This window comes from Corynebacterium frankenforstense DSM 45800, from assembly GCF_001941485.1.
Taxonomy (GTDB): domain Bacteria; phylum Actinomycetota; class Actinomycetes; order Mycobacteriales; family Mycobacteriaceae; genus Corynebacterium; species Corynebacterium frankenforstense.
In genome coordinates, this window is sequence record NZ_CP009247.1 from 794,564 (window position 1) to 820,252 (window position 25,689).

The 25,689-nt window shown below is 71.6% G+C and carries 26 protein-coding genes; 12 read left to right on the top strand and 14 right to left on the bottom strand.

Translation table 11 applies throughout. From position 1 onward, the window contains the following. Window positions 1–3 precede the first annotated feature (3 nt). Window positions 4–1,491 (bottom strand): glutamate-cysteine ligase family protein, encoded by a 1,488-nt coding sequence (locus tag CFRA_RS03420; protein ID WP_075663467.1) that lies wholly within the window; start codon window positions 1,489–1,491, stop codon window positions 4–6. A 160-nt stretch (window positions 1,492–1,651) separates the two neighbouring features. Further along, a complete protein-coding gene (pgi, locus tag CFRA_RS03425; RefSeq protein WP_075663468.1) occupies window positions 1,652–3,295 on the bottom strand; it encodes a glucose-6-phosphate isomerase in 1,644 nt (547 codons plus the stop codon). A 229-nt stretch (window positions 3,296–3,524) separates the two neighbouring features. Here pgi and CFRA_RS03430 point away from each other — a divergent pair, with 229 nt between their 5' ends. Beyond that, window positions 3,525–5,045 (top strand): NAD-dependent succinate-semialdehyde dehydrogenase, encoded by a 1,521-nt coding sequence (locus tag CFRA_RS03430; RefSeq protein WP_083666806.1) that lies wholly within the window; start codon window positions 3,525–3,527, stop codon window positions 5,043–5,045. Window positions 5,046–5,130: 85 nt separating this feature from the next. Here the strand turns inward: CFRA_RS03430 and CFRA_RS03435 are convergent, their stop codons facing one another. Further along, on the bottom strand, window positions 5,131–5,430 hold the full coding sequence (locus tag CFRA_RS03435) for a chorismate mutase (protein ID WP_075664838.1): 300 nt from the start codon (window positions 5,428–5,430) through the stop codon (window positions 5,131–5,133). A 77-nt stretch (window positions 5,431–5,507) separates the two neighbouring features. On the opposite strand from CFRA_RS03435, the gene pcrA reads away from it, so the two are divergent. After that, the gene (gene pcrA, locus CFRA_RS03440; protein ID WP_075663469.1) at window positions 5,508–8,054 is read left to right on the top strand and encodes a DNA helicase PcrA; all 2,547 of its coding nucleotides are present in this window, start codon (window positions 5,508–5,510) and stop codon (window positions 8,052–8,054) included. A 68-nt stretch (window positions 8,055–8,122) separates the two neighbouring features. Here the strand turns inward: pcrA and CFRA_RS03445 are convergent, their stop codons facing one another. Together CFRA_RS03445 and CFRA_RS03450 are read right to left on the bottom strand one after the other, a co-directional pair. Further along, window positions 8,123–9,748 (bottom strand): IS30 family transposase, encoded by a 1,626-nt coding sequence (locus CFRA_RS03445; RefSeq protein ID WP_075663470.1) that lies wholly within the window; start codon window positions 9,746–9,748, stop codon window positions 8,123–8,125. A gap of 171 nt (window positions 9,749–9,919) precedes the next feature. Then, complete coding sequence (locus tag CFRA_RS03450) at window positions 9,920–10,627, bottom strand: M23 family metallopeptidase (protein ID WP_075663471.1); 708 nt, start codon at window positions 10,625–10,627, stop codon at window positions 9,920–9,922. Window positions 10,628–10,918: 291 nt separating this feature from the next. Here CFRA_RS03450 and CFRA_RS03455 point away from each other — a divergent pair, with 291 nt between their 5' ends. The 3 genes from CFRA_RS03455 to purH are packed head-to-tail and all read left to right on the top strand — an operon-like array spanning window position 10,919 to window position 15,103. After that, complete coding sequence (locus CFRA_RS03455; protein ID WP_075663472.1) at window positions 10,919–12,841, top strand: cell division protein PerM; 1,923 nt, start codon at window positions 10,919–10,921, stop codon at window positions 12,839–12,841. A 52-nt stretch (window positions 12,842–12,893) separates the two neighbouring features. Continuing rightward, window positions 12,894–13,472, top strand: coding sequence for a phosphoribosylglycinamide formyltransferase (gene purN / locus CFRA_RS03460; protein WP_075663473.1), 579 nt, complete (start codon window positions 12,894–12,896; stop codon window positions 13,470–13,472). Window positions 13,473–13,525: 53 nt separating this feature from the next. Further along, window positions 13,526–15,103, top strand: a complete 1,578-nt coding sequence (purH, locus tag CFRA_RS03465; RefSeq protein ID WP_075663474.1) for a bifunctional phosphoribosylaminoimidazolecarboxamide formyltransferase/IMP cyclohydrolase — start codon at window positions 13,526–13,528, stop codon at window positions 15,101–15,103. 34 nt (window positions 15,104–15,137) lie between these two features. Here the strand turns inward: purH and CFRA_RS03470 are convergent, their stop codons facing one another. The 6 genes from CFRA_RS03470 to rpmB form a co-directional block, all read right to left on the bottom strand. Continuing rightward, window positions 15,138–15,809 carry a TetR/AcrR family transcriptional regulator gene (locus CFRA_RS03470; protein WP_075663475.1) on the bottom strand — a complete coding sequence of 224 codons (672 nt, stop codon included), beginning with the start codon at window positions 15,807–15,809 and terminating at the stop codon, window positions 15,138–15,140. A 62-nt stretch (window positions 15,810–15,871) separates the two neighbouring features. Further along, window positions 15,872–16,825 (bottom strand): putative nucleotidyltransferase substrate binding domain-containing protein, encoded by a 954-nt coding sequence (locus CFRA_RS03475; protein ID WP_075663476.1) that lies wholly within the window; start codon window positions 16,823–16,825, stop codon window positions 15,872–15,874. 183 nt (window positions 16,826–17,008) lie between these two features. Continuing rightward, the gene (gene rpsR, locus CFRA_RS03480; protein WP_075663477.1) at window positions 17,009–17,257 is read right to left on the bottom strand and encodes a 30S ribosomal protein S18; all 249 of its coding nucleotides are present in this window, start codon (window positions 17,255–17,257) and stop codon (window positions 17,009–17,011) included. Window positions 17,258–17,276: 19 nt separating this feature from the next. Next, entirely contained in the window at window positions 17,277–17,582 is a 306-nt protein-coding gene (rpsN, locus tag CFRA_RS03485) for a 30S ribosomal protein S14 (protein WP_075663478.1), read from the bottom strand. A gap of 3 nt (window positions 17,583–17,585) precedes the next feature. Then, window positions 17,586–17,750, bottom strand: a complete 165-nt coding sequence (rpmG, locus tag CFRA_RS03490; RefSeq protein WP_075663479.1) for a 50S ribosomal protein L33 — start codon at window positions 17,748–17,750, stop codon at window positions 17,586–17,588. A 3-nt stretch (window positions 17,751–17,753) separates the two neighbouring features. Next, entirely contained in the window at window positions 17,754–17,990 is a 237-nt protein-coding gene (gene rpmB, locus CFRA_RS03495; protein ID WP_075663480.1) for a 50S ribosomal protein L28, read from the bottom strand. Between the two features lie 358 nt (window positions 17,991–18,348). Between rpmB and CFRA_RS03500 the strand changes: the two genes are divergently transcribed. From CFRA_RS03500 to CFRA_RS03520, 5 genes are all read left to right on the top strand, one after another. After that, window positions 18,349–18,627 carry a type B 50S ribosomal protein L31 gene (locus tag CFRA_RS03500; RefSeq protein WP_075663481.1) on the top strand — a complete coding sequence of 93 codons (279 nt, stop codon included), beginning with the start codon at window positions 18,349–18,351 and terminating at the stop codon, window positions 18,625–18,627. A 21-nt stretch (window positions 18,628–18,648) separates the two neighbouring features. Next, complete coding sequence (gene rpmF, locus CFRA_RS03505; protein ID WP_075663482.1) at window positions 18,649–18,822, top strand: 50S ribosomal protein L32; 174 nt, start codon at window positions 18,649–18,651, stop codon at window positions 18,820–18,822. A 431-nt stretch (window positions 18,823–19,253) separates the two neighbouring features. After that, the gene (locus tag CFRA_RS03510) at window positions 19,254–20,423 is read left to right on the top strand and encodes a S1C family serine protease (protein ID WP_245797663.1); all 1,170 of its coding nucleotides are present in this window, start codon (window positions 19,254–19,256) and stop codon (window positions 20,421–20,423) included. Between the two features lie 223 nt (window positions 20,424–20,646). After that, window positions 20,647–21,252 (top strand): MogA/MoaB family molybdenum cofactor biosynthesis protein, encoded by a 606-nt coding sequence (locus CFRA_RS03515; protein ID WP_075664840.1) that lies wholly within the window; start codon window positions 20,647–20,649, stop codon window positions 21,250–21,252. Next, window positions 21,249–21,488: a hypothetical protein gene (locus CFRA_RS03520; protein WP_075663483.1), complete on the top strand. Its 240-nt coding sequence runs from the start codon at window positions 21,249–21,251 to the stop codon at window positions 21,486–21,488. Before CFRA_RS03515 ends, CFRA_RS03520 begins: the two co-directional genes overlap by 4 nt. Here the strand turns inward: CFRA_RS03520 and mscL are convergent. From mscL to CFRA_RS03535, 3 genes are all read right to left on the bottom strand, one after another. Then, on the bottom strand, window positions 21,485–21,901 hold the full coding sequence (gene mscL / locus CFRA_RS03525; protein WP_075663484.1) for a large conductance mechanosensitive channel protein MscL: 417 nt from the start codon (window positions 21,899–21,901) through the stop codon (window positions 21,485–21,487). The two genes, CFRA_RS03520 and mscL, sit on opposite strands and share 4 nt — an antisense overlap. A gap of 42 nt (window positions 21,902–21,943) precedes the next feature. After that, window positions 21,944–22,609 (bottom strand): CpaB family protein, encoded by a 666-nt coding sequence (locus tag CFRA_RS03530; protein ID WP_075663485.1) that lies wholly within the window; start codon window positions 22,607–22,609, stop codon window positions 21,944–21,946. A gap of 84 nt (window positions 22,610–22,693) precedes the next feature. Continuing rightward, window positions 22,694–23,308, bottom strand: a complete 615-nt coding sequence (locus CFRA_RS03535) for a 5-formyltetrahydrofolate cyclo-ligase (protein WP_075664841.1) — start codon at window positions 23,306–23,308, stop codon at window positions 22,694–22,696. Window positions 23,309–23,384: 76 nt separating this feature from the next. Here CFRA_RS03535 and CFRA_RS03540 point away from each other — a divergent pair, with 76 nt between their 5' ends. Next, window positions 23,385–24,332, top strand: a complete 948-nt coding sequence (locus CFRA_RS03540) for a UTP--glucose-1-phosphate uridylyltransferase (RefSeq protein ID WP_075663486.1) — start codon at window positions 23,385–23,387, stop codon at window positions 24,330–24,332. Between the two features lie 57 nt (window positions 24,333–24,389). Further along, a complete protein-coding gene (gene glp, locus CFRA_RS03545) occupies window positions 24,390–25,688 on the top strand; it encodes a molybdotransferase-like divisome protein Glp (protein ID WP_075663487.1) in 1,299 nt (432 codons plus the stop codon). Window position 25,689 lies beyond the last annotated feature (1 nt).

The following is a 25,689-nucleotide window of genomic DNA, read 5'->3' on the forward strand; positions in this document are numbered from 1 at the left end:
GGCTCAGCGCCCGACCTTCCAGGTGTGCACCGGCTCCTCGGTCGCCTGGTGCTCCAGGTAGAGCCGGAGCATCTCCCGGATCGCTGCGGCGCGCTCCGGGGTGTCCGGCCCGGCGCTGCGCGGGCTGAGCGCGTCGAGGGTGCGCACCTGCCAGTGCGCCCCGTTCTGCCGGGTACGCGCGCGGCCCTCGATGATGCCGAGGTAGTGGTCGATGACGTCGCGGTCCGCGCCGAGGCGCTCCAGGCCCGCGCGGGCCTCCGGGATCAGGTGCTCGCGCACCAGGTGGGCGACGTCGACGGTGCCCAGCGTGGGCCAGTGCATCCGCGCGGTCAGCCCGTTGCGCGCGGCGTTCATGAAGTTCTCCTCCGCCTGCGGGAACGTCAGTCGCGACCAGACCGGCCGGTTCTCCTCGGTGAGGTGGTTGACCATGCCGTAGTAGAACGCGGCGTCGGCGATCGTGTCCGCCACGGTCGGCCCGGCGGGCAGGAGCCGATTTTCGACGCGCAGGTGGGCGCGGGGTGACCCGGGCGCGTAGATGGGCCGGTTCCAGCGCCACACGGTGCCGTTGTGCAGGTTGAGGTAGTGCACGGCCGGGGTGTCGCCCTGCATCATCGGGGTGCCGGAGGCCTGGCGGCCCTCGGGCAGCAGCGGGGAGAAGTAGCGCACGTTCTCCTCGAAGAGGTCGAAGACGCTGGTGATCCAGCGCTCGCCGAACCAGACGCGCGGGCGCACGCCCTGCGCCTCGAGCTCCGGGGTGCGGGTGTCGATGGCCTGGCGGAAGACCGGGATACGGGACTCGGGCCAGACCTTGCGCCCGCAGAACAGCGGCGAGTTCGCGCCCAGGGCGACCTGGACGCCGGCGATGGCCTGCGAGGCGTTCCAGGCGTCGGCGAAGCGGTTCGGCGGGACCTGCAGGTGCAGCTGGACCGAGGTGCACGTCGACTCCGGGGCGATGTCCGCGAAGTCGTGGCCGTAGTGCTCCCGGCCGGTCAGGTCGATGCGGACCATCTCGCCGCGGCTGGACATGATCGCGTTGTTGAGGCCGCGGAAGCGGTTCTCCGGGGTCATCCAGCCCGGCGACTCGAGGAACTCGGTGGTCAGCGTCGGCAGCGTGCCGATCATCGCCACCTTCGCCCCGGTCTCGGCAGCGGCGTCGCGCACCCGGTCCAGGCGGCCGAGCACGCTGTGCTCGAGGTCGCGCAGGCCCTGGCCCGTCAGGTCGACCGGCGGGTTGTTCAGCTCGACGTTGTAGGCGCCGAGCTCCGGCTGGTATTCGTCGTCGAGGTGGGCCAGCACCTCGCGGTTGCAGGTGACCGGGTCCATGTCCTCGTCGACGAGGTTGAGCTCGAGTTCGAGGCCGACGGTGCCGGCGTCCTCGAACTCCGCGTGCTGGAGGTGCCGGTCGAAGATCTCGAGGTCGTGTGCCAGAGCCCGGCGGTACTCGGTGCGCTGGCGGGGAGTGTAGGTGTCTGTGGAGACGGCTTCGCCCATGGGGAAAAGATTAGCCGCGCGCGATCCCCGGGGCGGGGGATTCGCGCGCGGCGAAGATCACGTGTCGCGGATCAGGCGGAGCGGCTCAGCGTCGTCGGCTCAGTGTCACCGGCGCGGCATCGTCGGCTCAGTGAGACCGGCTCGGCCGCGTGCCGGCGGGCTAACCGCGGTGGGTGCGGTACCAGCCGATCAGGGCGTCGGTGGAGGCGTCGCCGGTGTCCGGCTCGACCTCGCCGCCGACGGCCGGGGCCAGATCGTTGGCCTGCTGCTTGCCCAGCTCCACGCCCCACTGGTCGAAGGAGTTGATGTCCCAGACCGCACCCTCGACGAAGGTGATGTGCTCGTAGAGGGCGATCAGCGCGCCGAGCACCGCCGGGGTGAGCTCCTCGGCGAGGATCGTGGTGGTCGGGCGGTTGCCCGGCATGACCTTGTGCGGCACGATCGCCGGGTCGACGCCCTCGGCGGCGATCTCCTCGGCGGTCTTGCCGAAGGCGAGCACCTTGGTCTGGGCGAAGAAGTTGCCCATCAGCAGGTCGTGCATCGAGCCCTCGCCGGTGGCCGTGGGCAGGTCCTCCTTGGGGCGGGCGAAGCCGATGAAGTCCGCCGGGATCAGGCGGGTGCCCTGGTGGATCAGCTGGTAGAAGGCGTGCTGGCCGTTGGTGCCGGGCTCGCCCCAGAAGATCTCGCCGGTGGAGTAGTTGACGCGCTCGCCGTCGCGGCGGGTCGACTTACCGTTGGACTCCATGGTCAGCTGCTGCAGGTAGGCCGGGAAGCGCGAGAGGTCCTGCGAGTAGGGCAGCACCGCGTGGGTCTGGGCGCCGTGGAAGTTGGAGTACCAGACGTTGAGCAGGCCCATGAGCACCGGGATGTTCTCCGCGAACTTGGCGGTGCGGAAGTGGACGTCCATGGCGCGGAAGCCCTCGAGGAAGCGCATGAAGTCCATCGGCCCGATCACGCACATCAGGGACAGCCCGATGGCGGAGTCGACGGAGTAGCGGCCGCCGACCCAGTCCCAGAAGCCGAACATGTTGTCCGTGTCGATGCCGAACTCGGCGACCTTCTCGGCGTTGGTGGACACCGCGACGAAGTGCTTGGCGATCGCGGCCTCGTCGCCGTCGAAGTGCTCGAGCAGCCAGCGCTTGGCGGCGTGCGCGTTGGCCAGGGTCTCCTGGGTGGTGAAGGTCTTCGAGGAGATGATGAACAGCGTCGACTCGGGGTCGAGGCGGTCCAGGGTGGCGGCCATGTCGGCCGGGTCGACGTTGGAGACGAACTCGCCGCTGATGCCGGCGGTCGCGTAGGCGCGCAGCGCCAGGGTGGCCATCTTCGGGCCCAGGTCCGAGCCGCCGATGCCGATGTTGACGACCTTCTTGATGGTGTGGCCGGTGTGGCCGAGCCACTCGCCGGAGCGCAGCTTCGAGGCGAAGTCGCGCATGCGGCCGAGCACCTCGTGCACGTCGGCGGCGACGTCCTGGCCGTCGACCTTCAGGTGCTCCTCGGCGGGCAGGCGCAGGGCGGTGTGCAGCACCGCGCGGTCCTCGGTGCTGTTGATGTGCTCGCCGGAGAACATCGCCTCGACGCGGTCCTTCAGCCCGATCTCCTCGGCCAGGGCGACCAGGGCGTCGCGGGTCTCCTCGTCGAGGAGGTTCTTCGACAGGTCGACGTGCAGCCCGGCGGCGTCGAAGGAGAACTTCCCGGCACGGTCGGGATCGGCGGCGAACAGCTCGCGCAGCGTCACCTCCCGGGTCGCCTCGTAGCGGTCCTCGAGGTTCTTCCAGGCGGTGGTGGCCGTGATGTCGGCGGTCATCTGCGCTCCTTATCTGGGAGGTTCGGTGGTACCCCACCACGATAGTTCGGCCGCGCGCCCGGCGCCGCGCACGTGAGCGGGCGCACGGGCTGGGGTGTGGCCCCGCGACGCCCGGCTCGCCCGCCCCGCCACGCCCCGGCTCGCCCGCCCCGCCACGCCCGGCGGTGGCGGGGCCGTCACCTGGCGCGGACAGTGGCGGAGGCCACGTCGGTGGGGGCATAGTGGGGTCATGGCTGACAACACCGAGAAGAACACCGAAAACACCGCCGGGACCGCGCAGGCGACCTCCGTGGACCCGCGGGAGCTGATCGACAAGGCCCCGAAGGGGCTGTTCATCGACGGCGAGTTCGTCGACGCCGAGGGCGGGGAGACCTTCGAGGTCTTCGACCCCGCCGATGGCTCCGTGCTCACCGAGGTCGCCGCCGGCTCCGAGGCCGACGCCCGCCGCGCCCTCGACTCGATCTGCGCCGCCCAGGACTCCTGGGCCGCCACCGCCCCGCGCGAGCGCTCCGAGATCCTGCGCCGCGCCTTCGAGCTGCTCGGCGAGCGCTCCGAGGAGCTGGCGCTGCTGCAGACCCTCGAGCTGGGCCGCGCGCTGAAGGACTCCGCCGCCGAGGTCGGCTACGGCGCCGAGTTCTTCCGCTGGTTCGCCGAAGAGGCCGTGCGCCCGCGCGGCGAGTACCGCGTCAGCCCCGACGGCTCCTCGCGCATCCTCGTCGCTGAGCAGCCCGTGGGACCCTGCCTGGCGATCACGCCGTGGAACTTCCCGCTGGCCATGGGCGCGCGCAAGATCGCCCCGGCGCTGGCGGCCGGGTGCACCATGCTGGTCAAGCCGGCGTCCAAGACGCCGTTGACGATGCTCTACCTCGCCCAGGTGCTCAAGGAGGCCGGGCTTCCCGACGGCGTGCTGGCCGTCGTCCCCGCCAAGAAGGCGTCGAACGTCTCCGCGTTGCTTGACGACGCGCGCGTGCGCAAGTTCACGTTCACCGGTTCCACCTCCGTGGGCCAGCAGCTCGCCGCCAAGGCCGCGGGCCACTCCATGAAGGTCTCGCTGGAGCTGGGCGGCAACGCGCCCTACATCGTCGCCGAGGACGCGGACCTCGACACCGCCGCCCAGGCCGTCGCCGTGGCCAAGATGCGCGGTGCGGGCCAGGTCTGCATCGCCGCCAACCGCTTCCTGGTCCACGAGTCCGTGGCCGAGGAGTTCACGGCGAAGGTCGCCGAGCTGATGGGCTCGCTGAAGATCGGCCCCGGCACCGGCGCGGGCGTAGACTACGGCCCGCTCTCGGGCACCGACCAGGTCGAGACGGTCTCCGGGCTCGTCGACGACGCCCTGGACAAGGGCGCGCGTCGCCTCGTCGGCGGGGAGCTGCCCGAGGGACTGCCCGAGGGCGGCTACTACTACCCGGCCACGGTGCTCACCGACCTGCCGGCGGACGCCGAGATACTGCACAACGAGATCTTCGGCCCCGTGGTCGCGGTCGACACCTTCGCCACCGACGAGGAGGCCGTCGAGAAGGCCAACTCCACCCCCTTCGGCCTGGCCGCCTACGTCTTCTCGGAGAACCTCACCCACGCCCTGGCGCTGGCCGAGCGGGTGGAGGCCGGCATGGTCGCCCTGAACAAGGGCGGGCTCTCCGACCCCGCCGCCCCCTTCGGCGGTGTCAAGGAGTCCGGACTGGGCCGCGAGGGCGGCTTCCAGGGCATCCACGAGTACCTCGAGGAGAAGTTCATCTCGGTGCCCCGTTAGCCCGTTAGTCCGGTTTCACCGGGATCGGGTCCTCGGCTGGTCCCGGTCCCGCTCGGCCCCGGCTCCGCGGCGCCGGCCGCGGAACCTAGCCGAGGCGGCCGCGCCCGAGGCGCAGCAGGATGGCGGCGAGCTCCGGGCCCTCCTCGCCGAGCTCCTCGCGGAACTGGTTGATGATGGCCACCTCGCGGGTGTGCACCAGGCGGGTGCCGCCCGAGCCCATGCGGGCCTTGCCCACCGCCCGCGAGATCTGCGTGCGCCGCTTGACGGCGGCGAGGATCTCCTCGTCGAGCCGGTTGATCTCCGCGCGGTACTCCTGGATCTGCGCGTCCGAGAGCGGGTCGTCGGTGCCGGTGGGGGAGGTGTCGGGTGCCGGGGAGTCAGACATGACCATCATCATGCCACGCCCGCAGGTGAGCGGCCCCTCCGGTCCTGTCCCGGCCACCGGGTAGGTTGGGACCCATCATGGACAACCCGCAGCCGCAGCAGCCCCGAGCCCACGTCGCCGACAACCCCTTCGCCCGCCCCCGCGGGCGCGCCGACGCCCCGGCGTCGGCCCCCGCGCCGACCCGCACGTCCGCGCCGACGCGGACGGACGCGACGTCGGCAAGCGGGGCGGACCTGGTCGAGGGGCTCAACCCCGCCCAGCGCGCCGCCGTGGAGCACGCGGGCGGGCCGCTGCTCATCGTGGCGGGCGCGGGCTCCGGCAAGACCGCCGTGCTCACCCGGCGCATCGCCTATCTGATGCGCGTGCGCGGGGTGAACCCCTGGCAGGTCCTGGCGATCACCTTCACCAACAAGGCCGCCGCCGAGATGCGCGAGCGTGTGGCCGACCTGGTCGGCCCCGTCGCCGAGCGCATGTGGGTGGCCACCTTCCACTCCGTGTGCGTGCGCATCCTGCGCGCCCAGGCGCAGCTGGTCCCGGGGCTGAACTCCAACTTCACCATCTACGACTCGGACGACTCGCGCCGGCTGCTGACCATGATCGCCAAGGACATGCAGCTGGACCTGAAGAAGTTCACCGCGCGCACCCTGGCCAACCAGATCTCGAACCTGAAGAACGAGCTGGTCGACCCCGCGCAGGCCGTCGAGGACGCGGGCAACACCCGCAACCCCTTCGAGTCCACCGTGGCGGCCGTCTACGCGGAGTACCAGGCGCGCCTGCGCCGGGCCAACGCCGTCGACTTCGACGACCTGATCGGCGAGGTCGTGCGCGTCTTCCGCGAGCACCCCGAGGTCACCGAGTACTACCGGCGCCGCTTCCGCCACGTGCTCATCGACGAGTACCAGGACACCAACCACGCCCAGTACGAGCTCGTCTCCACCCTCGTCGGCCGCGGCGGGGACGCCGGAGAGCTGTGCGTGGTGGGCGACTCCGACCAGTCCATCTACGCCTTCCGCGGCGCGACCATCCGCAACATCGAGGAGTTCGAGCGCGACTTCCCGCAGGCCGAGACGATCCTGCTCGAGCAGAACTACCGCTCCACGCAGACGATCCTGGACGCGGCGAACTCCGTGATCTCGCGCAACGAGCACCGCCGCGAGAAAAAACTGTGGACCGCGCTCGGCGAGGGCGAGCGGATCACCGGCTACGTCGCCGACAACGAGCACGACGAGGCGCGCTACATCGCCGCCGAGATCGACTCGCTGGCCGAGCGCGGCACCGCCTACTCCGACATCGCCGTGATGTACCGGACCAACAACGCCTCGCGCGCGCTCGAGGACATCTTCATCCGCTCCGGCATCCCCTACAAGGTCGTCGGCGGCACCCGCTTCTACGAGCGCCGCGAGATCCGCGACCTGGTGGCCTACCTGCGTGTGCTGGACAACCCGGACGACACGGTCAGCCTGCGGCGCATCGTCAACACCCCCAAGCGCGGCGTGGGCGACCGGGCGCAGTCCTTCGTCGCCCTGCACGCCGAGAACGCCGAGATCTCCTTCGGCGAGGCGCTGCGCGACGCCGCCGAGGGCAAGATCTCGATGCTCGGCTCGCGCGGGCGCAACGCCATCGGCCGCTTCGTCGAGCTGATGGACGGCCTGCGCGCCGAGGCCGAGGAGCTGGTCGACCCGGACACCGGGCTGCCGGCCATCGGCGACCTGGTCGCCCGCATCCTCGACGCCACCGGCTACAAGGCCGAGCTGGAGGCCTCCAACGACCCGCAGGACGGCGCGCGCCTGGACAACCTCAACGAGCTGGTCTCCGTGGCCCGTGAGTTCTCCTCGCAGGCCGCCAACGAGGCCGCCTACCAGGCCATGGACGGCTCGGCCGCCCCGGAGCTCGAGGAGGGCGAGCCCGCCCCGGGCAGCCTGCAGGCCTTCCTCGAGCGGGTCTCCCTGGTCGCCGACGCCGACCAGATCCCCGACGACGAGCAGGGCGTGGTCACGCTGATGACCCTGCACACCGCCAAGGGGCTCGAGTTCCCCGTGGTCTTCCTGACCGGCTGGGAGGACGGGCAGTTCCCGCACCTGCGCGCCCTGGGCGACCCGAAGGAGCTCGCCGAGGAGCGCCGCCTGGCCTACGTCGGCATCACCCGTGCCCGCCGCCGCCTCTACATCACCCGCGCGCTGGTGCGCAGCTCCTGGGGCAACCCGATGACCAACCCGCCGAGCCGCTTCCTCGGCGAGATCCCGGACGAGCTGATCGACTGGGTGCGCGAGGAGCCCTCCGGCGGCGGGTGGACCGAGCCGGCCTGGGGTTCCTCGGGGCTCGGCTACCACGGAGGTTCCCGCTCGGGCTCCGGTGGCGGCTCCGGTTCGCGGTCCGGGTCGGGCGCGGGGGCCGGATCCGGCTCGGGCGGGCGCGCGCGGCGCAACCGCGAGCGTCAGCAGTCGATGAAGAACAACCACCTCACCCTCGCCGTGGGCGACCGGGTCAACCACGCCAAGTACGGGCTGGGCACGGTCACCGCGGCCGACGGCAGCGGCCCGCGGGCGACGGTGACCATCGACTTCGGCTCGGCCGGCACCGTGCGCCTGATGCTCATCGGCGGCGTGCCGATGGAGAAGCTCTAGGCGCGGCGGGGTTGGCGCGGGGCCGGGGACCGGGTGGTTTCTAGGGGTCGTCGCAACGACGGGTATTTCTAGTCGGTGATGCTACCGACGTCTGCAAGCGCCTGAGCCATCACTTCAGCAGGAGTACGCCACCCCAACGCCTTGCGCGGAGTGTTGTTGTGAATGTTGGCGATCATCTCCAGATCCATCGACGAATACACCGACAGATCCGAAGACTTCGGCAGGTTACGCCGCAGCCTGCCGTTGGTGTTCTCGTTGGTGCCCCGCTCCCACGGGGATCCGGGATGACAGAAATACACCGGAACATCAGTCGCCATCGAAAACGCCTTGTGGCCTGCCATCTCAGAGCCCTGATCCCACGTGATCGACGAGAAGATCAACTCATCGATACCACCGACAAGCTCCTTTAACACCCGGGTGACCTCCACCGAGTCATGCCTGGCCGGCAGATGACCCAGCACGACGAACCTGCTGACACGCTCAACCAGGGTGATCACCGCCGAGGCGTTGTTCTTGCCCAGGATCAGATCACCCTCCCAATGACCGGGCATGACCCGCTCGGCGACCTCGTCGGGACGGTCGTCGATGAGCACCATCTCATCGACGAAGCGCCGGATACCGCCACCGCCGCGCGGCCGACCGCGGGGTCGACGTTTCTTCCTGCCGGTCGGAAGGGCAAGCCCCAGATCCTTCAACCGGCCTTTCGCGTCCAGGTAGAACGCGTCGTAGATCGTCTCGTGACTGATGCGCATCTCCTCGTCATCGGGAAAATCCAGGCGGATACGCCCGCTGATCTGTTGCGGGGACCATTGTCGCCGCAAACCCTCGACTACATAGTCATACAGGCGTCTGTTTGACAGGATCTTCGAGGTCTTCGGCCGCAACCTGCGCGCGGCGGCCTTGAGCTGGGCGCCCTCAGCCCTATACGGGCCGTGCGGGGTGCGATTGCGCGACAACTCACGCCCGATGGTCGACGGGTGCACGCCCACGGCGCGGGCGATGGCGGCTTTCGTCGCCCCTTCGCGGTACATGTCGGCGATCACCGCACGTTGGCTGACCGACAGGTACCTGCTGCTGACCGGTTTGTAGGGGTTAACCCCCTCGGGCAGGGCGGGGATGGCCCGGCGGCCTTCCTCGATGACGTCGCAGGTTTCAATCAGGGCGTCCATCAACCTGTTATACGTCGCCGCGTCCGGCCCGGTGGGGATAAAGCGGCGGCGTTGTCCTCGAGTCTTGACCAGTCCTTTCTCGAAGTCGCGGCCCTGGCGCGGCCCGATCGCAAGTGTGGTGCACACCTGGGCCCGCGGGATGCCGGCCAGGCGCAGGTAGAGAAAGTCGATGCGCCTGGCGGTGGCGCGGATGTGTTGTTGCCGGCGGGTCAGCCGGGTGTGCAGTCCTGCCCTGGATGCGATGCGGTAGCCCATCGACGGGGAGATGCCGACCATCATCGCCGCCGCGTGGATGCTTGCCCCGCTTTTGATCGCGGTGATCAACGCGTCCGCGGCGCCGGTGGGCAGGACAGGCGGTTGTGTCGGGGTGATCAGTTTGTGGTGGTGGGCGAAGTTGAGTGCGTGTTTGTAGTTGCAGCCGATGCGGTGCGCGGCGGCGCGCACGCTTAAGCCGGTGGTGATCAGTCGGGTCAGCCGGTTCTTGTCTGACTGGGTCAGTGAGTGAAAGGGGCTGGTTGTCGGCATGGTCGTTGGCAGCCTTCCAATTGGGGGAAAGTTGCAACGACCCTCTGAAGCCAAGCCGGCCTCCGGACATGAGAAGGCCCCCGTCCCGGAAGGGGCGGGGGAGAGGCCGGGACGGTTTCCCGACGGGATGAGGCAGCTCAGACACCCGGGGGCGTCTGAACGTGCGGCGTCCTAGAGCGTGATGCCGCGCTCGGCGAGCCAGGGCTGGGGGTCGATCGGGCCGCTGCCGGCGGGGTGCACCTCGAAGTGGAGGTGGGAGCCGGTGGAGAAGCCCTCGGAGCCCATGCCGGCGATCTTGGTGCCGGCGGTGACCGGCTGGCCCACGGTCACGTCGATGGTGGACATGTGGCCGTAGACGGTGATGGTGCCGTCCTCGTGCTTGATGCGCACCCAGTTGCCGAAGCCGGAGGCCGGGCCCGCGTCGATGACGACGCCGTCCATGGCGGCCACGATCGGGGTGCCCAGCGCGTTGGCGATGTCCACGCCGTTGTGGACGGTGCCCCAGCGGGCGCCGAAGCCGGAGGAGAAGGAGCCCTCGGCCGGCTTGATGACCTGCGGCATGCGCGCGGCGGCGTCGGCGGCCATGCGCTCGTCGTTGAAGGCGATGGCCTTGCCCAGCTGGTCCTGGATGTCGGAGGCCGGCTTGAACTCGGAGATGTTGAGGATCTGCGGGGCAGCCTCGGCGGCGGTCGCGTCGTCGATGGTGGCCGCGTCGGCGGCCAGCTCATAGGAGTGCGCGTCCTGCTCGGCCGGGTTCTGCATCGTCGCGGCGGCCGCGCCACCGATGCCGGCGGTGGAGACCGTGCCGGCGGTGGCGGCGACGAGCGCGATGCGACCCTTGGTCGTCTGGGCCGAGGTGATCTTGCGGTGCCTACCCAACGTTCCTACTTCCGTCTCACGTTCTTTACGACTGCAGGCCCGGAATGTATCACATTCCGTGACCGCGTCGTGACCTTCTCGTTATCTACGCCGGATAACAATAGCGTCTCGATTTGAGGGGAGCAAGCCCGCTCGGGGTTGCGGGCGAAAACAGGCCTATCGCACGCACTCCGGGGAATGTTACAGGACGGTGATCCGGCCTGTCCCGGCCCCCGGAGAAACAGTGGTGAACGCCTCACGCGGGCGCGCGCCGCCGCCACGCGGGCGCCCGGGCGTGGCACAGTAAAGGAGATGAACCGTCAGTCCAACCGCACGCCGCGCGCCGCCGCCGGCCCCTCGGGAGCCCGGGGCGGCCGCGACGCGCGCGCCACAGCCCGTTCCGGCCGCACCGGCCGGGGTCGCCAGCGGCCCCGGCGCCGTCCGCGCACCCAACCCGTGCAGGAGGGGCGCCCGCCGCGCTCGGCGGAGCGGGTGGGCACGCGTGCCGACGTCGCGACGGACACCGCCCGCACCGTCAGCGAGCGCTCCTGGCGCCTTCCGGTGCGCCTGCGGCGCAAGCTGCCCACGGCGATCCTGCCGCACATCGTGGCGGTGCTGCTGATCGTCGTGATCGCCGCGGTCACCCTCCTGGTGACCTCGACACCGCTGTCGGCCCTGCCGGCGAGCGTCGGCAGCGCCTGGCTGGTGCTCAACGCCGCGCCGATCTCGCTGGACGGGGTGACCCTCGGCGTGGTGCCGCTGGTGCCGGCGATCCTGTTCGCCTGGGTGGTCTCGCGGCGGGTGCACCGCGCGGTCAAGGACCGCGTCAGCCTTGCGGACCTGGGCGTGCTCACCGCCGGGGTGGTCGGCCTGCCGCTCGTGTTCACCCTGATCGCGCTGTTCATGGTCTACGACGCCGCCTCCGTCTACCCGGTCGACCTGCCCCCGGTGGGCCACGCCGTGCTCGCCACGGTGCTCGTGCACCTCGGCGCGCTGGTCACCGGCATGCGGGCCCGCCTGTGGCGGGCGTTGGCGCACCGCTTCGGCTCCCCGGACTGGCTTGTCGACGCCGCGCGCACCGCGGCGCAGTTCCTGGGCCTCACCGCGGGTGCGGGGCTTCTGGCCTGGCTGCTGGGCCTGGCCCTGCACGGCGGTGCGGTCGCCGAGATCTTCGGCTCCGCGCACGGCGTCGGCGAGGCGCTGCTCATCGTGCTGATCACCCTGCTGTACCTGCCGAATGCGGTCATCTCCGCCGGCGCGGTGCTGCTCGGCTCGGAGGTGCACGCGGGTGCGGCCTCGATCTCGCTGTTCTCGGTGCACCTGGTGCCGCTGCCGCCGCTGCCGATCTTCTCCGCGGTGCCCGCCGAGATGCCCGCCTGGGCGATGGTCCTGCTCCTGCTGCCGGCCCTGGCCGGGGCGTGGCTGGCCTACCGGCGCCTGCCGGACTGGCGGGAGGCGCTGGCCGGCGCCGGCTTCGCCGCGGTCTTCGCGTGGGCGGCCTGCTACCTCGCCGGCGGCGAGATGGGCGTCTACGGCCCCACGGGCCCGATGGCCTGGCTGGCCGGTCTGCTCGCCGCCGTGTGGCTCGGCGTGGTCGGGCTCGTGGCCGCGGGCCTGGCCGAGGTGCGGCGCCGCCGCCTGGCCGCGGGGCTCTCCGAGGACGCCCTCGCCGCCGACGAACGCGCGGCGCAGGACATCGCGGATGTCGAGGATGTCGAGGGTGCCGAGGACCTCGACGATGAGGCCACGGAATTCGACGATGAGGCCACGGATATCGACGATGAGGCCGCCGAAGACTCCGAGGAGGACGTCACCGAGGAAGTGGCGGAAGAGGACACGGAAACGGTCGGCGGCGACGAAGACACTGACGACGCCGGCGGCGACGACACCGACGATGCCGATGCCGATGAAGCTGAGGCTGAGGATGGCGACGCCGCGGACAACCGGGACGCTGATACCGGCGCCGAAGCCGTAGACACCGTGGACGCCGACACCGACGACACCGTAGACGACGGTCTCGGGGACAACGGCGCCGCCGCGGACACCGAAGCCACCGACAGCGACACCGACGCCGCCCCGCGCGGCTCGGCCGTCCCCGTCAGCGAGCTCCTCGACGCCGACACCACCGGGCCCGACTTCGACGGCTTCTACGAGGACTTCCAGGAGGACACCCCCGTCGACCCGGAGGCCGCAGGGGAGGGCGATGACCCGCGGTCCCCGCGGCCGCGCGACTGACGGCCTGACCCGGCCGGGGGAGGGGCCAGGCCGACGCGCTAGGCTGTGAGCCGTGACATTCAGGGACCCGCTGAACATCGTCGTACTCGTCTCCGGAACCGGAACGCTGCTGCAGTCGCTGATCGACCACCAGGGCTCCGCCTACCGGATCGTCCGCGTCGTCGCGGACAAGGACTGCCCCGCGCTGGAGCGCGCCGGGCGCGCGGGGATCGAGGCCCTGACCGTCCCGCTCGAGGGGGACCGGGACTCCTGGAACGTCCGGCTCGCGGACACCGTCGAGGCCGCCGCGCCCGACTACGTGGTCTCCGCCGGATTCATGAAGATCCTCGGCGCGCCCTTCCTCGACCGCTTCGGCGCGCGCACCGTCAACACCCACCCCGCGCTGCTGCCCTCCTTCCCGGGCGCCCACGCCGTGCGCGACGCACTGGCCTACGGGGTGAAGGTGACCGGATCGACCGTGCACTTCGTCGACGCCGGTGTGGACACCGGCCCGATCATCGCCCAGAAGCCCGTCGAGGTCGTCGACGGCGAGGACGAGGCCGAGCTGCACGAACGCATCAAGAAGGTCGAGCGCCGCCTCATCGTCTCCGTCCTCGAGGGCTTCCACCGCGCCGGGGCCAGCCCCGACTGACCCGCGTGAGCGAGACGACCAGAACCCGAACGACCCAAGGAAGTGTCTGCCCCATGACCGAAGACCGCAAGCCCATCAAGCGCGCACTGATCAGCGTCTACGAGAAGACCGGCCTGGAGGAGCTCGCCCGCGGCCTGGCCGACGCCGGCGTCGAGATCGTCTCGACCGGCTCGACCGCCGCCCGCATCGCCGACGCCGGCGTGGCCGTCACCCGCGTCGAGGAGCTCACCGGCTTCCCCGAGTGCCTCGAGGGCCGCGTGAAGACCCTGCACCCGAAGGTGCACGCCGGCATCCTCGCCGACACCCGCAAGCCGGAGCACCTCGCCCAGCTCGAGGAGCTCGGCGTCGAGGCCTTCCAGCTCGTGTTGGTCAACCTCTACCCGTTCGCCGAGACCGTCGCCTCGGGCGCCGGCTTCGACGACTGCGTCGAGAAGATCGACATCGGCGGCCCGTCCATGGTGCGCGCCGCCGCGAAGAACCACCCGTCGGTGGCCGTGGTCGTCGACCCGGCCCGCTACGGCGACGCCGTGGAGGCCGCCAAGGCCGGCGGCTTCACCCTCGCCGAGCGCACGGAGCTGGCCGCCGCGGCCTTCCGCCACACCGCCGAGTACGACGTCGCGGTCGCCGGCTGGCTGGCCGAGCAGACCCGCGGCGAGGACCAGACCTTCCCGGCCTGGCGCGGCCAGGCCCACGAGCTGGCCCACGAGCTGCGCTACGGCGAGAACCCCCACCAGGCCGCCGCGCTCTACCGCGACCCGGCCGGCGGCGGGCTGGCCGGCGCGAAGCAGTACCACGGCAAGGAGATGAGCTACAACAACTACCAGGACGCCGACGCCGCGTGGCGCGCCGCCTGGGACCACGAGGACGCCTGCGTCGCCGTGATCAAGCACGCCAACCCGTGCGGCATCGCCATCTCGGACGTCTCCATCGCCGACGCCCACAAGAAGGCCCACGCCTGCGACCCGATGAGCGCCTACGGCGGAGTCATCGCCGCCAACCGCACGGTCACCCTCGAGATGGCCGAGCAGGTCAAGCCCGTCTTCACCGAGGTCATCGTCGCGCCCGGCTTCGAGCCGGAGGCCCGCGAGCTGCTCGAGACCAAGAAGAACCTGCGCATCATCGAGGCCGAGGCCCCGCAGCGCGGCGGCTACGAGGTCAAGCAGATCTCCGGTGGCGCGCTCGTCCAGGAGCGCGACATCCTGCACGCCGACGGCGACGACCCGGCAAACTGGACGCTGGCCGCCGGTGAGCCCGCCGACGAGGCGACCCTGAGGGACCTCGCCTTCGCCTGGCACTCCGTGCGCGCGGTGAAGTCGAACGCCATCCTGCTGGCCCACGACGGTGCCACCGTCGGCGCCGGCATGGGCCAGGTCAACCGCGTCGACTCGGCCAAGCTGGCCGTCGAGCGCGCCAACACCCTCGGCGGCGAGGGCAACGAGCGCGCCCGCGGCTCCGTCGGCGCCTCGGACGCCTTCTTCCCGTTCGCGGACGGCTTCGAGGTGCTCGCGGACGCCGGCGTGAAGGCCGTCGTCCAGCCGGGCGGCTCGATCCGTGACGAGGAGGTCATCGCCGCGGCCGAGAAGGCCGGCGTGACGATGTACCTGACCGGCGCGCGCCACTTCGCGCACTAGTCGCCGGCGGACGAACCAGCCGTCGGCGAGCGCACTACTCGCCGGCGAACCCCTTGAGGAGGGCCACGGTGCGGGGACCGCGGCCCTCCGGCAGCTCGGTGTGCAGCACGTCGAGCGCCGCGTCGGCGAGCGTGACCGCGATCTGCGGCAGCTCGTCGGCCTCGGCGTCGGCGGCGGGGGTGCCCGTGTTGTCGCGCATCTCGATCGCGCTCATCGCCAGGTGGAAGGGGAGCGTCAGCCGGGGGTCGTCCCCGCCGACCAGTTCGGCGGCCAGGGTCCGGAAGGACTCCGCGAGCTCCGCGCGCTGGGCGTGGTACTCGGCGAACTCCTCGGAGGCCGCCACGGGCAGCTGGTAGAGGCGCCCGACGTTCCACCGGCTGACCAGCAGCAGCCGCGCCTCGGCGGCCACCATCGCCCACAGGCGCAGCGGCGCGGGCTCGTCGGTGGCGGCCAGCTGCTCGGCCAACTTCACCGACGGCTCGATCGTGGACTTCAGCAGCGTCAGGAAGATCTCCGTCTTCGACGGGAAGTGGTAGTACAGCGAGGCCTGCCGGATGCCGACGGCGTCGGCGATCTGGTGGGTGGAGGTGGTGGCGAAGCCCTGGCGGGTGAACAGCTCACTGGCCGCGTCGAGGATCTCCTCGCGCGCCGTCGCGCCCCGGCGCCGCGGGCTCTGCTTGCGGGGGCGTCCCACCTGTCCTGCCACGCTCTGCTACCTCCTGATCGTCTTTCCGGCCGTCGTCCATGCTACCCACCCGGGCAGCGGGGTCACGCCGGCGCGGCGGGCTCGTCGGCGGGGTCGGCGGCCTCGCCCTCCACGCGGGCGGCCACGGCGTCGATGACGGTCGCCAGCCCGCGCGCGGAGGCGCCGTAGGCGCTGCGCTGCACCGCCGAGAGGTCCTCGGCGGGCACGGGGCGGGAGCTGACCCGCTCGTCCCAGCGGCGCAGCCGGATGCGCACGCCCGTGCGCCAGGCCAGCTCGAGCTCCTCGGCCTCGGCGGGGGAGAGCACGCCGCGGTCGGCGGCCACGGCCAGCCGGCCCGAGGTCGTCATCGAGGGCGTGCCCGCGCTGTTGGCGGCCCAGCGGGCCACCGCGGCGACGGGCTCGATCAGGTCGCGCTCCACGTCCACGGTCACCGAACGGTCCGGCAGCCCGTCGCGCACCCGCAGGCCCACGGGGCGGGCGGCCTCGAAGCAGGCCGCCAACGGGGCCCAGGAGCGCTCGTCGAGCGTCTCCCCGTCGGAGAGCGCGGAGTCGGCGGCGTCGGCCACCGTGGCCATGTCCGCCCGCTCCAGGGCCTTCTCGAGGCGCTCGGCGCGCCCGGCCTCGGTCACGGGCCCCCCGTCGGCCTCGGCCGACACCTCGGCGTCGGCGAAGAGCGCCACCACGCGCCCCACCGCGTCGTGCGCGCCCGCGCCGGCCGACGCGGCGTCGTCAAGCACGGCCGCGAAGCGCAGCGGGCTGTCGGGCAGCACCTCACGTCGCGCGAGTGCACCCAGCGGAACCAGCCGCACGCCGTCGGCGATCTCCGCCACGGCGGGGGAGGCCAGCACCGCGGCGAGCACGCGTGAGTACCAGTGCACCAGTTCGGACTCGTCGTCGGAGTGGGCCAGGGCGTTGCGCAGAAGCTCGTGGGACTCGGCGAGGACGCCGCGGGCCTGGGCGGCCGATCGGCAGTCGGGCGCGGCCTCCTCGAGGGCCCGCAGGGAAGCGTGCAGCATGAGTGTCTCTCTCACCATCCTGAAGACGCGGTTGCGGTACCCCACGGAGCCTAGACGAAAAACCGCCCGCCCGGCTCCTCGGGGGAAACCGGGCGGGCGGTCATGGCCGTCACCGACGCGGGGTGAAACCAGCGGGATCGGGCCGCTGTTGCGTCCTAAGCGTCAGACGTCCTCAGTGCTGGTTTAGCGGCTGGTGAACGGCAGGAGCGCCATCTCGCGCGCGTTCTTCACGGCGGCGGCGACCTCGCGCTGCTGCTTCGGGGTCAGGCCCGTGACGCGGCGCGAGCGGATCTTGTGACGGTCGGAGATGAACTGACGAAGAGTCGTCGTGTCCTTGTAGTCGACCTTCTCGATGCCCGCTGCCTTGAGCGGGTTCTTCTTGTTGCGGCGGCTGTGCTCGACGCGGCCGCGCTTGGCGTTGTTACGCTTCATGCTTTCTCAGAACTCCCTCTCACCAGCTCGACTTACGGACACCGGGCAGCTCGCCACGGTGGGCCATGTTGCGCATGCGGACACGCGACAGGCCGAAGCGGCGGAGGTAGCCGCGCGGACGGCCGTCGTGGGAGTCGCGGTTGCGCACGCGCACCGGGGAGGCGTCACGCGGCTGGCGGTTCAGCTCGAACTGCGCCTCGAGACGGTCCTCGTCGGGGGTGTTCGGGTTCTTGATGATCTTCTTGAGCTCGGCGCGGCGCTCCGCGTAGCGGGCGACGATTTCCTTGCGCTGCTCGTTCTTGGCGATCTTGGACTTCTTGGCCATGAATTATCGCTCCTCGCGGAACTCGACGTGCTTGCGGACGACCGGGTCGTACTTCTTGATCGTGATGCGATCCGGGTTGTTGCGCTTGTTCTTCCGGGTCACGTAGGTGTAACCGGTGCCCGCGGTCGACTTCAGCTTGATGATCGGGCGGATGTCGTTGCGTGCCATTGGTTAAATCTTCTCCCCACGTGCTCGGATCTTCGCGACAACGGACTCGATGCCGTCGCGGTCGATGATCTTCAGGCCCTTGGTGGAAACGTTCAGGGTGATGGTCCGGCCCTCGGAGGGCAGGTAGAACCGCCGGCGCTGGACGTTGGGGTTCCAACGACGCGAGGTGCGGCGGTGCGAGTGCGAGACTTGCTTGCCGAACTGCGGCTTGCGTCCCGTGACCTGGCAAATAGCCGACATGGTTGGGTTCTTTCTCCTAGCCGCCCACGTCCGCTCCACGGCTGCGCCACACCGGCCGGAGGCATCGAGAGGCGGCTCGATGCGGGGTCGGGGCGCTGCCGTCGCCAGCGTACGGGGCGTAGACGATTATTTTCGACAACAGCAAGGGGACAGCATACACGGGCCCCGCCGCGGGACATAATCCCCGGTCGCGCGGCCGTTTAAGGCCCTGCCCGGGGCGATTTCGCCCACGGCGCCCCCACGTGTACAGTGTCAGAGGTTCATCGAAGCCCAACTCAGGCACGATCCGTCCGGGCCGCCGCAGCGCGGTCCCGACCGGCGGAGACGACCTGAAGTTTCAACCCTGAGGGAATCGTATATGAAGAAGGACATCCACCCCGACTACCACATGGTGGTCTTCCGAGACGCGGGTACCGGTCACCAGTTCCTGACCCGCTCGACCGTCACCTCCGACCGCACCGTCGAGTGGGAGGACGGCAACGAGTACCCGCTCATCGTCGCCGACGTTACCGCCGAGTCCCACCCGTTCTGGACCGGCGCGCAGCGTCTCATGGACACCGCCGGCCGCGTCGAGAAGTTCCAGAAGCGTTTCGGTGGCATGGCCCGCCGCAAGAAGCGCACCACCACCAACAACTAGGAAAAAGGAGGGAAAGAGACCATGGCAACCCCGAAGTTCAGGAAGTCCCGCGCGAACACCCACATGCGTCGTTCGCAGTGGAAGGCCAACAACACCGCCCTCCAGGAGGTCCGCATCGACGGCCAGACCGTGCGCATCCCGCGCCGTCTGGTCAAGGCCGCCCAGCTCGGCCTCGTCGACGTCGAGGAGTTCTAGCTCCCCGCGTCCCCGGACGCTTTCCGACGCCGCGCGCGCCTGACGACGCCGCGCCCGTCACCGCCGGCCCCCGCCTCACGGCGTGGGCCGGTTTTTCGTTGCCCGCGTCCCTTATTGCTTAGGGCGGTGCCTATTTCTTGACGGTGCCTATTTCTTAAGGCGTTCCGCGACTCGCCCACGGCATCCTCCGGGCGAACCGCTGGCCTGGTTCGGGCCCCTCTCGCAGCGAACATACAGGCGGATACGCCACAATGGGCGCCATGGAAAACTTCAATTCCCAGGATCCCCGGCACCCCTCTGCGGGCCGGCCGGGGAACGGACCGGCCGCCGGGTGGGGCGCGCCGGATCAGACGCAGGAGACTCCGGCGCAGTTAGGGCCGGAGCAGTGGCACACGCCGCAGGGCGAGCGGCAGGCCCCGACGGAGGGGCCTGTGCAGGGTCAGTTCCAGGGGCAACTGCAGGGCCAGCCGCAGCACGGCCACGAGCGACCCCGCCGCGTCGTCGGCGCGGGCGCGGCCACGGCGATGTGCCTGGTCGCCGCGCTCGTCGGCGGCGGCGTGACCGGTCTCGTCGTCTCGCAGACCGCCGGCCAGCAGCAGACCGCGGTCAACTCCCTGGAGAAGGAGCCCACCTCGGCGGACTCCGGCGCCGGTTCCGGCGAGGGCGAGGGCGGCACCACCGGGGAGACCACCGGTGTCGAGCGCGTGGCCGACGCCGTGCTGCCCTCGGTGGTCTCCATCCAGGTCGCCACCGCCCGCGGGGGAGGTGAGGGCTCCGGCTCGATCATCTCCTCCGACGGCCTCGTGCTCACCAACGCCCACGTCGCCGCGCCCGCCGCGGAGCCGGGCTCCCAGATGCAGGTCACGCTCAACGACGGCCAGACGCACCCGGCCGAGCTCGTCGCCGCGGACACGGCCACCGACATCGCCGTGGTCAAGATCCAGGGCGTCGACGGGCTGCCCGTGATGGAGTTCGGCGACTCCAGCCAGCTCAAGGTCGGCCAGCCCGTCGTCGCAGTCGGCTCCCCGCTGGGGCTGTCCTCGACGGTGACCTCCGGCATCGTCTCCGCGGTCAACCGCCCGGTGCGCGCCTCGGCCGAGGGCGGCGAGTCCACCCTGATCGACGCCGTGCAGACCGACGCGGCGATCAACCCCGGCAACTCCGGCGGTCCGCTGGTCGACATGGACGGCCGGCTGATCGGCATGAACTCCGTGATCGCCTCGCTCTCCGGCGGCGGCTCCAGCGAGCAGTCCGGCTCCATCGGCCTGGGCTTCGCCATCCCCTCGAACTTCGCGCAGCGCGTGGCCAAGCAGCTCGTGGACACCGGCGAGGCCAAGCAGCCGATGCTCGGCCTGCAGGTCCGCGCGGACGACCGCGTGCAGGGTGCCGTCGTCGCCGCCGTTCCCGACGGCCCGGCCAAGGAGGCCGGCATCGAGGAGGGCGACATCATCACCCAGGTCAACGACCGCCACGTGGACTCCGCCGACGCGCTCATCGCCGCCGTGCGCACCCACGACTTCGGCGAGACGGTCACCCTCCAGGTCCGCTCCGCCGACGAGAGCGAGCCCCACCCGGTCGAGGTCACGCTCACGGGCGAGTGACCGGGGGTGCCGCGCGGACGCACTGCGCGGAAGTGCTGACAGCGCAGGCGAGATGCATTAGTCTGCGAAAAGACATCGAGGTCCCCGGACCGCGCCCGCGGCGGGCCGGGGTAGGACAGGACACGAGATGACGGACGGGCCTGAGACGGAGACGGACGTGGCCGAGAACTTCGACCCGGTGGACACGGTCGACCCGATTGACGGGGTCGACGAGGTCGACGAGATGGACCGGCACTTCACGGCCGCCCACGGCGACCTGGCGGACCTGGGCGACCCGGACCCGGACTACCTGCTGGCCACCGAGCGCGAGCAGCCGGTGCACGCGCAGCGCAACGCGCTCGCCGTGATCGTCAGCGACCACCGCACCGAGGCGGTCGACGGCACCGGCTACCTGCTCACCGAGCTGCTCAGCGAGGCGGGCTTCGCCGTCGACGGGGTGCTGCGCGTGGCGTCGAACAAGTCGCAGATCCGGCAGGCCATCGAGACCGCCGTGGTCGGTGGCGTGGACCTGGTGGTCACCGTCGGCGGCACCGGGGTCAGCCCCCGCGACAAGACACCCGAGGCCACCCGCGCCGTGCTCGACCAGGTAGTGCCGGGTGTGCCGCAGGCGCTGCGCTCCTCGGCGCTGCGCGGCGGCGCCATCGACGCGTGCACCTCGCGCGGCACCGCCGGGGTCTCGGGGCAGACCGTCGTGGTCAACCTCGCCGACTCCCGGGCCGCCGTCCGCGACGGCCTGGCCACCATCCCGCCGCTGGTGCACCACCTCATCGACGAGCTGCAGCGGGCGAGCATGGGCGACGTCGCCCCGCGCGACGAGGCGCACCGGTGACCGGGCGCGGGCGGCGGGAGCGCCGCCGTCGCGCGGTGCGCCGGCGCTCCACGGCGGCGAACATCGACCGGAGCGCAGACACGCCCCGCCACGGCTTCGGGCCGGGCGGGGCGTGGGATGAGTCAGCGGGGGACGCGGACGCCGCGCGTGAGGTCCTGCTGGACCCCGAGGCGGACGACGAGCCGCGCGGGCTCGAGTTCTTCCTCGAGCAGCGGCCCCCGCACTACGGCGGTTAGTTGACGCCGGTGCCGCGCTGCTCCTTGAGCAGGTCGCGGATCTCGGAGAGCAGGTTGGCCTCGATGGAGGCCTCCTCGCCCTCCTCCTCGACGCCCTTGCGGCGCGCCTGGAGCTCGTTGAGCTTGTTCATCGGGGCGATCAGGATGAAGTAGACCACCGCGGCGATGATCAGGAAGTTGATGGCGGCGGTGATCACGGCACCGAAGTCCACGAACGTGGCCTCGTTGCCGGAGATGATGTGGATACCCATGCCGGAGACGTCCGGGCCGCCGCCGATGGAGGCGATCAGCGGGTTGATGATGTGCTCCGAGAACGCGGTGACGATGGCCGTGAACGCGGAGCCGATGACGACGGCGACCGCCAGCTCGATGACGTTGCCGCGCAGAATGAAGTCGCGGAATCCCTTGAGCATTAATGCCCTCCAAATCGGATGTCTGATTTTGCCTACCGGATCTTAGTCCACGGGGCCCCTCCCGGGGGAGGGACCGGCCCGCTCGCCGGTGAGCACCACGGTCAGGGGCCGCTCCAACGCCGCCGAGGCCACCGCGGCGGCCGCCTCCGGCGGCAGCGCGACGAGCAGGGCACCGGGCTCCTCGTCCTCGCCGCCGGTGAGCACCACCCGCGCCCCGCGGGCGATCTCGCGGGGGCCGTGCTCCTCGTCCTCCGCGGTCAGCACGGAGACCTCGTCGCCGTGGCGCAGCAGCCCGGCCACGCCCGGGTCCGCCAGGGCCAGCGGCACCAGGTGGCGTGGCCCCTCGTCGAGGGCGGCCACGCCGGCCGGGCCGAGCAGCTTGACCTCGGTGGCCGCCTCCCCGGCGCCGAGGGTGGTCACGGTGATCTCGCCGGCGGCCGACTCGAGTCCCTCCCGTCCGGTCAGCGCGCCCTCGGGCACCAGGTGCGGGGGTGTGGCACGCAGTTGGAGGTCCCCCTCGGCGACCGTCGTGCCGGCGGGCACCCGGTGGGTGAAGACGACGACCTCCACGTCGGCCTCCCCGCCGCGGGCGAGGTGGGCGACGAGCGCGAATAAAACCAGCGTGGCCGCGGCGACGCGGCGCAGCAGCACGGTGCGCCGCCAGCCGGGGGTGGCCAGCGCGCGCAGGGCCGGGGGAAGGGGTCTCATACCCGGTTAGACCCGCGCGCCAGCCGCTCGGTTCCGTCAGCGCCCCGACGACTCAGCGGCCCACCGACTCAGCGCCCCGGCGACTCAACGCGTGCGGAAGAGCCCCTTGTCCGTGACCACCACGTCGACCGCGGCGTCGTGCTCCTCGACGGGGACCTCGCGCACGTCCCCGGCGTAGACCAGCGCGATCGTGCGCGGGCGCCGGCGGCCCTCGCGGGCGGCCAGCTCGTCGAGCTCGGCGAGCGTGCGGTCGTAGTAGCCGCCGCCCTGGCCCAGACGGCGCCCGGAGCGGTCGACGGCGAGCGCCGGCACGATCACCGCTGCGCAGTCGAGGAGCGCAGCGGTGTCCCGGTACGGCCCGGGCGGCTCCTGGGTGCCCAGGGGGCCGGGGGTCATGCGCGCCCGGCCGCGGAAGACGCCCCAGGTCAGGTGCCCGTTCTTCCCGGAGACGGGGAGCACGACGCGCTCGGCCTCGCCCTGCAGGACGTCGACAAGCATGCGCCCGCCGGGCTCGGCGCCGACGGGGAAGTAGGCCGCCACGGCGGCCGGCGGGCGGTCCATCGCGCGCAGCTCGGCGGCGAGGTGGGCCAGCAGCGCGGCGTCGAGGTCGCTGCGCCGCTCCGGTCCTATCTCCCCGCGCGCGGCGCGGATGCGTCGGCGTAGCTCACGTTTCTCGGCGTGCAGCGGGTTGTCCGTCATGAACTCCAAGTTAGTCGCGGTGCGCGCCGCTGTGTCTCCCTCAGACCCGGGCGTGCGGTGGGTAGGCTGAAAGATTATGACTAGACCCATCGCGCAGCACCCCCACGCGGTCAAGACGGTCGTCGTACCGGCCGCGGGACTGGGGACGAGGTTCCTGCCGGCCACCAAGACGGTGCCCAAGGAGCTGCTCCCCGTCGTCGACACCCCCGGCATCGAGCTGATCGCCGATGAGGCCGCCGCCCTCGGGGCCTCCCGCCTGGCCGTGATCACCGCGCCCGGCAAGGCCGGGGTGCTCGCGCACTTCGACGCCGCCCCGGAGCTCGAGGAGGTCCTCGAGGCGCGCGGCAAGACCGAGCAGCTGGACAAGGTCCGCCACTCCTCGCGCATCATCGAGGCCTGCCCCGTCACCCAGGACAAGCCGCTGGGCCTCGGCCACGCCGTGGGCCTGGCCGAGTCGGTGCTCGACGAGGACGAGGACGTCGTCGCCGTCATGCTGCCGGACGACCTGGTGCTGCCGGTCGGCGTGATGGAGGAGATGGCCCGCGTGCGCCGCGAGTTCGGCGGCTCCGTGCTCTGTGCCGTGTGCGTGCCCGACGACGAGGTCTCCAACTACGGCGTCTTCGACGTCGCCGAGGTCGACGGCCGCGAGGACGTGCGCCGCGTGGTCGGCATGGTGGAAAAGCCCGCCCGCGAGGACGCCCCCTCCAACCTGGTGGCCACCGGCCGCTACCTGCTCGACCGCGACATCTTCGACGCGCTGCACCGCATCACCCCCGGCAAGGGCGGCGAGCTGCAGCTGACCGACGCCATCGAGCTGCTCATCTCCGAGGGCCACCCGGTGCACGTCGTCGTGCACCGCGGGCACCGCCACGACCTGGGCAACCCGGGCGGCTACATCCGCGCCTGCGTCGACTTCGGGCTCTCGCACCCGACCTACGGGCCGGGCCTGCGTCGGGCGATCGACCAGATCCTCGCCGAACACGACGCCGCGGCGGCCGGGGCCGCCGACCGCGCGGGGGACTAGACTCCGCAAGCGACAGCGCGCCCCCGCCACGGGGTCGCGCGGAAGGAGGAACGCGCCGTGCGATCCGTCGAGGAACAGCTGGAACTGGTCACCGACGCCGCGCTGACGCCGGAGCCGGTGCGCGTGTCGATCGTCGACTCCCTCGGGCTGATGTGCGCCGAGGAGGTCCAGGCGACCCACGAGCTGCCCGGCTTCGCCCAGGCCGCCGTGGACGGCTACGCCGTGCGCGCCGTCGACGTCGGCGGTGAGCGCGCCCTGTCCGGCCGCTCGCGGCCGACCCGCGAGGACGGCGAGGAGTCCGGCCCGTCCCGTCTGACCCCGCTCGAGCAGTCGCTGCCCGTGGTGGGGGAGGTCGCCGCCGGCTCGCAGCAGCCCCTGCGTCTGCAGCCGCGCCAGGCCGTGCGCGTGCACACCGGTGCCGCGCTGCCCGCGCTTGCCGACGCCGTGCTGCCCCTGGCGTGGTCCGACCGTGGCCGTCGGCGCGTGGTCGCCGCCCGCGCCGTGCGCTCCGGCGACTTCGTGCGCCGTCCCGGTGACGACATCGGGCGTGGCGACGTCGCGGTGACCTCCGGTGCCGTGCTGGGCCCGGCCCAGGTGGGGCTTTTGGCCGCCGCCGGGCGGGCCAACGTGCTCGTCTACCCGCGGCCGCGGCTCTCCGTGATCTCGGTGGGCGCCGAGCTCGTCGACGTCAACCGCGAGCCCGGCCTCGGCCAGACCTACGACGTCGCCGGTTACGCGCTGGCCGCCGCGGCCAAGGAGGCCGGGGCGGACGTGCACCGCGTCGGCATCGCCGCCGGCGAGCCGCGCCGCCTGCGCGAGATCATCGAGTCGCAGCTGATGCGCTCGGAGATCCTCGTCGTCACCGGCGCCGTCGGCGGCAGCGGGGCGCTGCGCGTCCAGGAGGTGCTGCGCGAGTTCGGCGACGTGGACACCACGCGCGTGGCCATGCACCCCGGCTCCGTGCAGGGCTTCGGCCTGCTCGGCGACGAGCGCACCCCGGTCTTCCTGACCCCCTCGAACCCGGTCAGCTCGCTGGTCATCTTCGAGGTGCTCGCCCGCCCGCTCATCCGCCTCTCGCTGGGCAAGCGCAACGCGAAGCGCCGCATGGTGCGCGCCCGCGCCCTCGGCAAGGTCGCCTCGCGCCCGGGCCGCACCGGCTTCATCCGCGCCCGCCTCATGCGCGACGCCCACACCGGCGACTACCTGGTGGAGGGCCTCGGCGGGGCCACCGGCGCCCCGGCGCACCTGCTGGCCGGCCTCGCCCAGGCCAACGCCATGATCCGGGTGCCGGCCGACGCCGCGGAGATCCGCCCCGGCGACGTCGTCGACGTCATCTTCCTCTCCCAGGCGGGCTGAC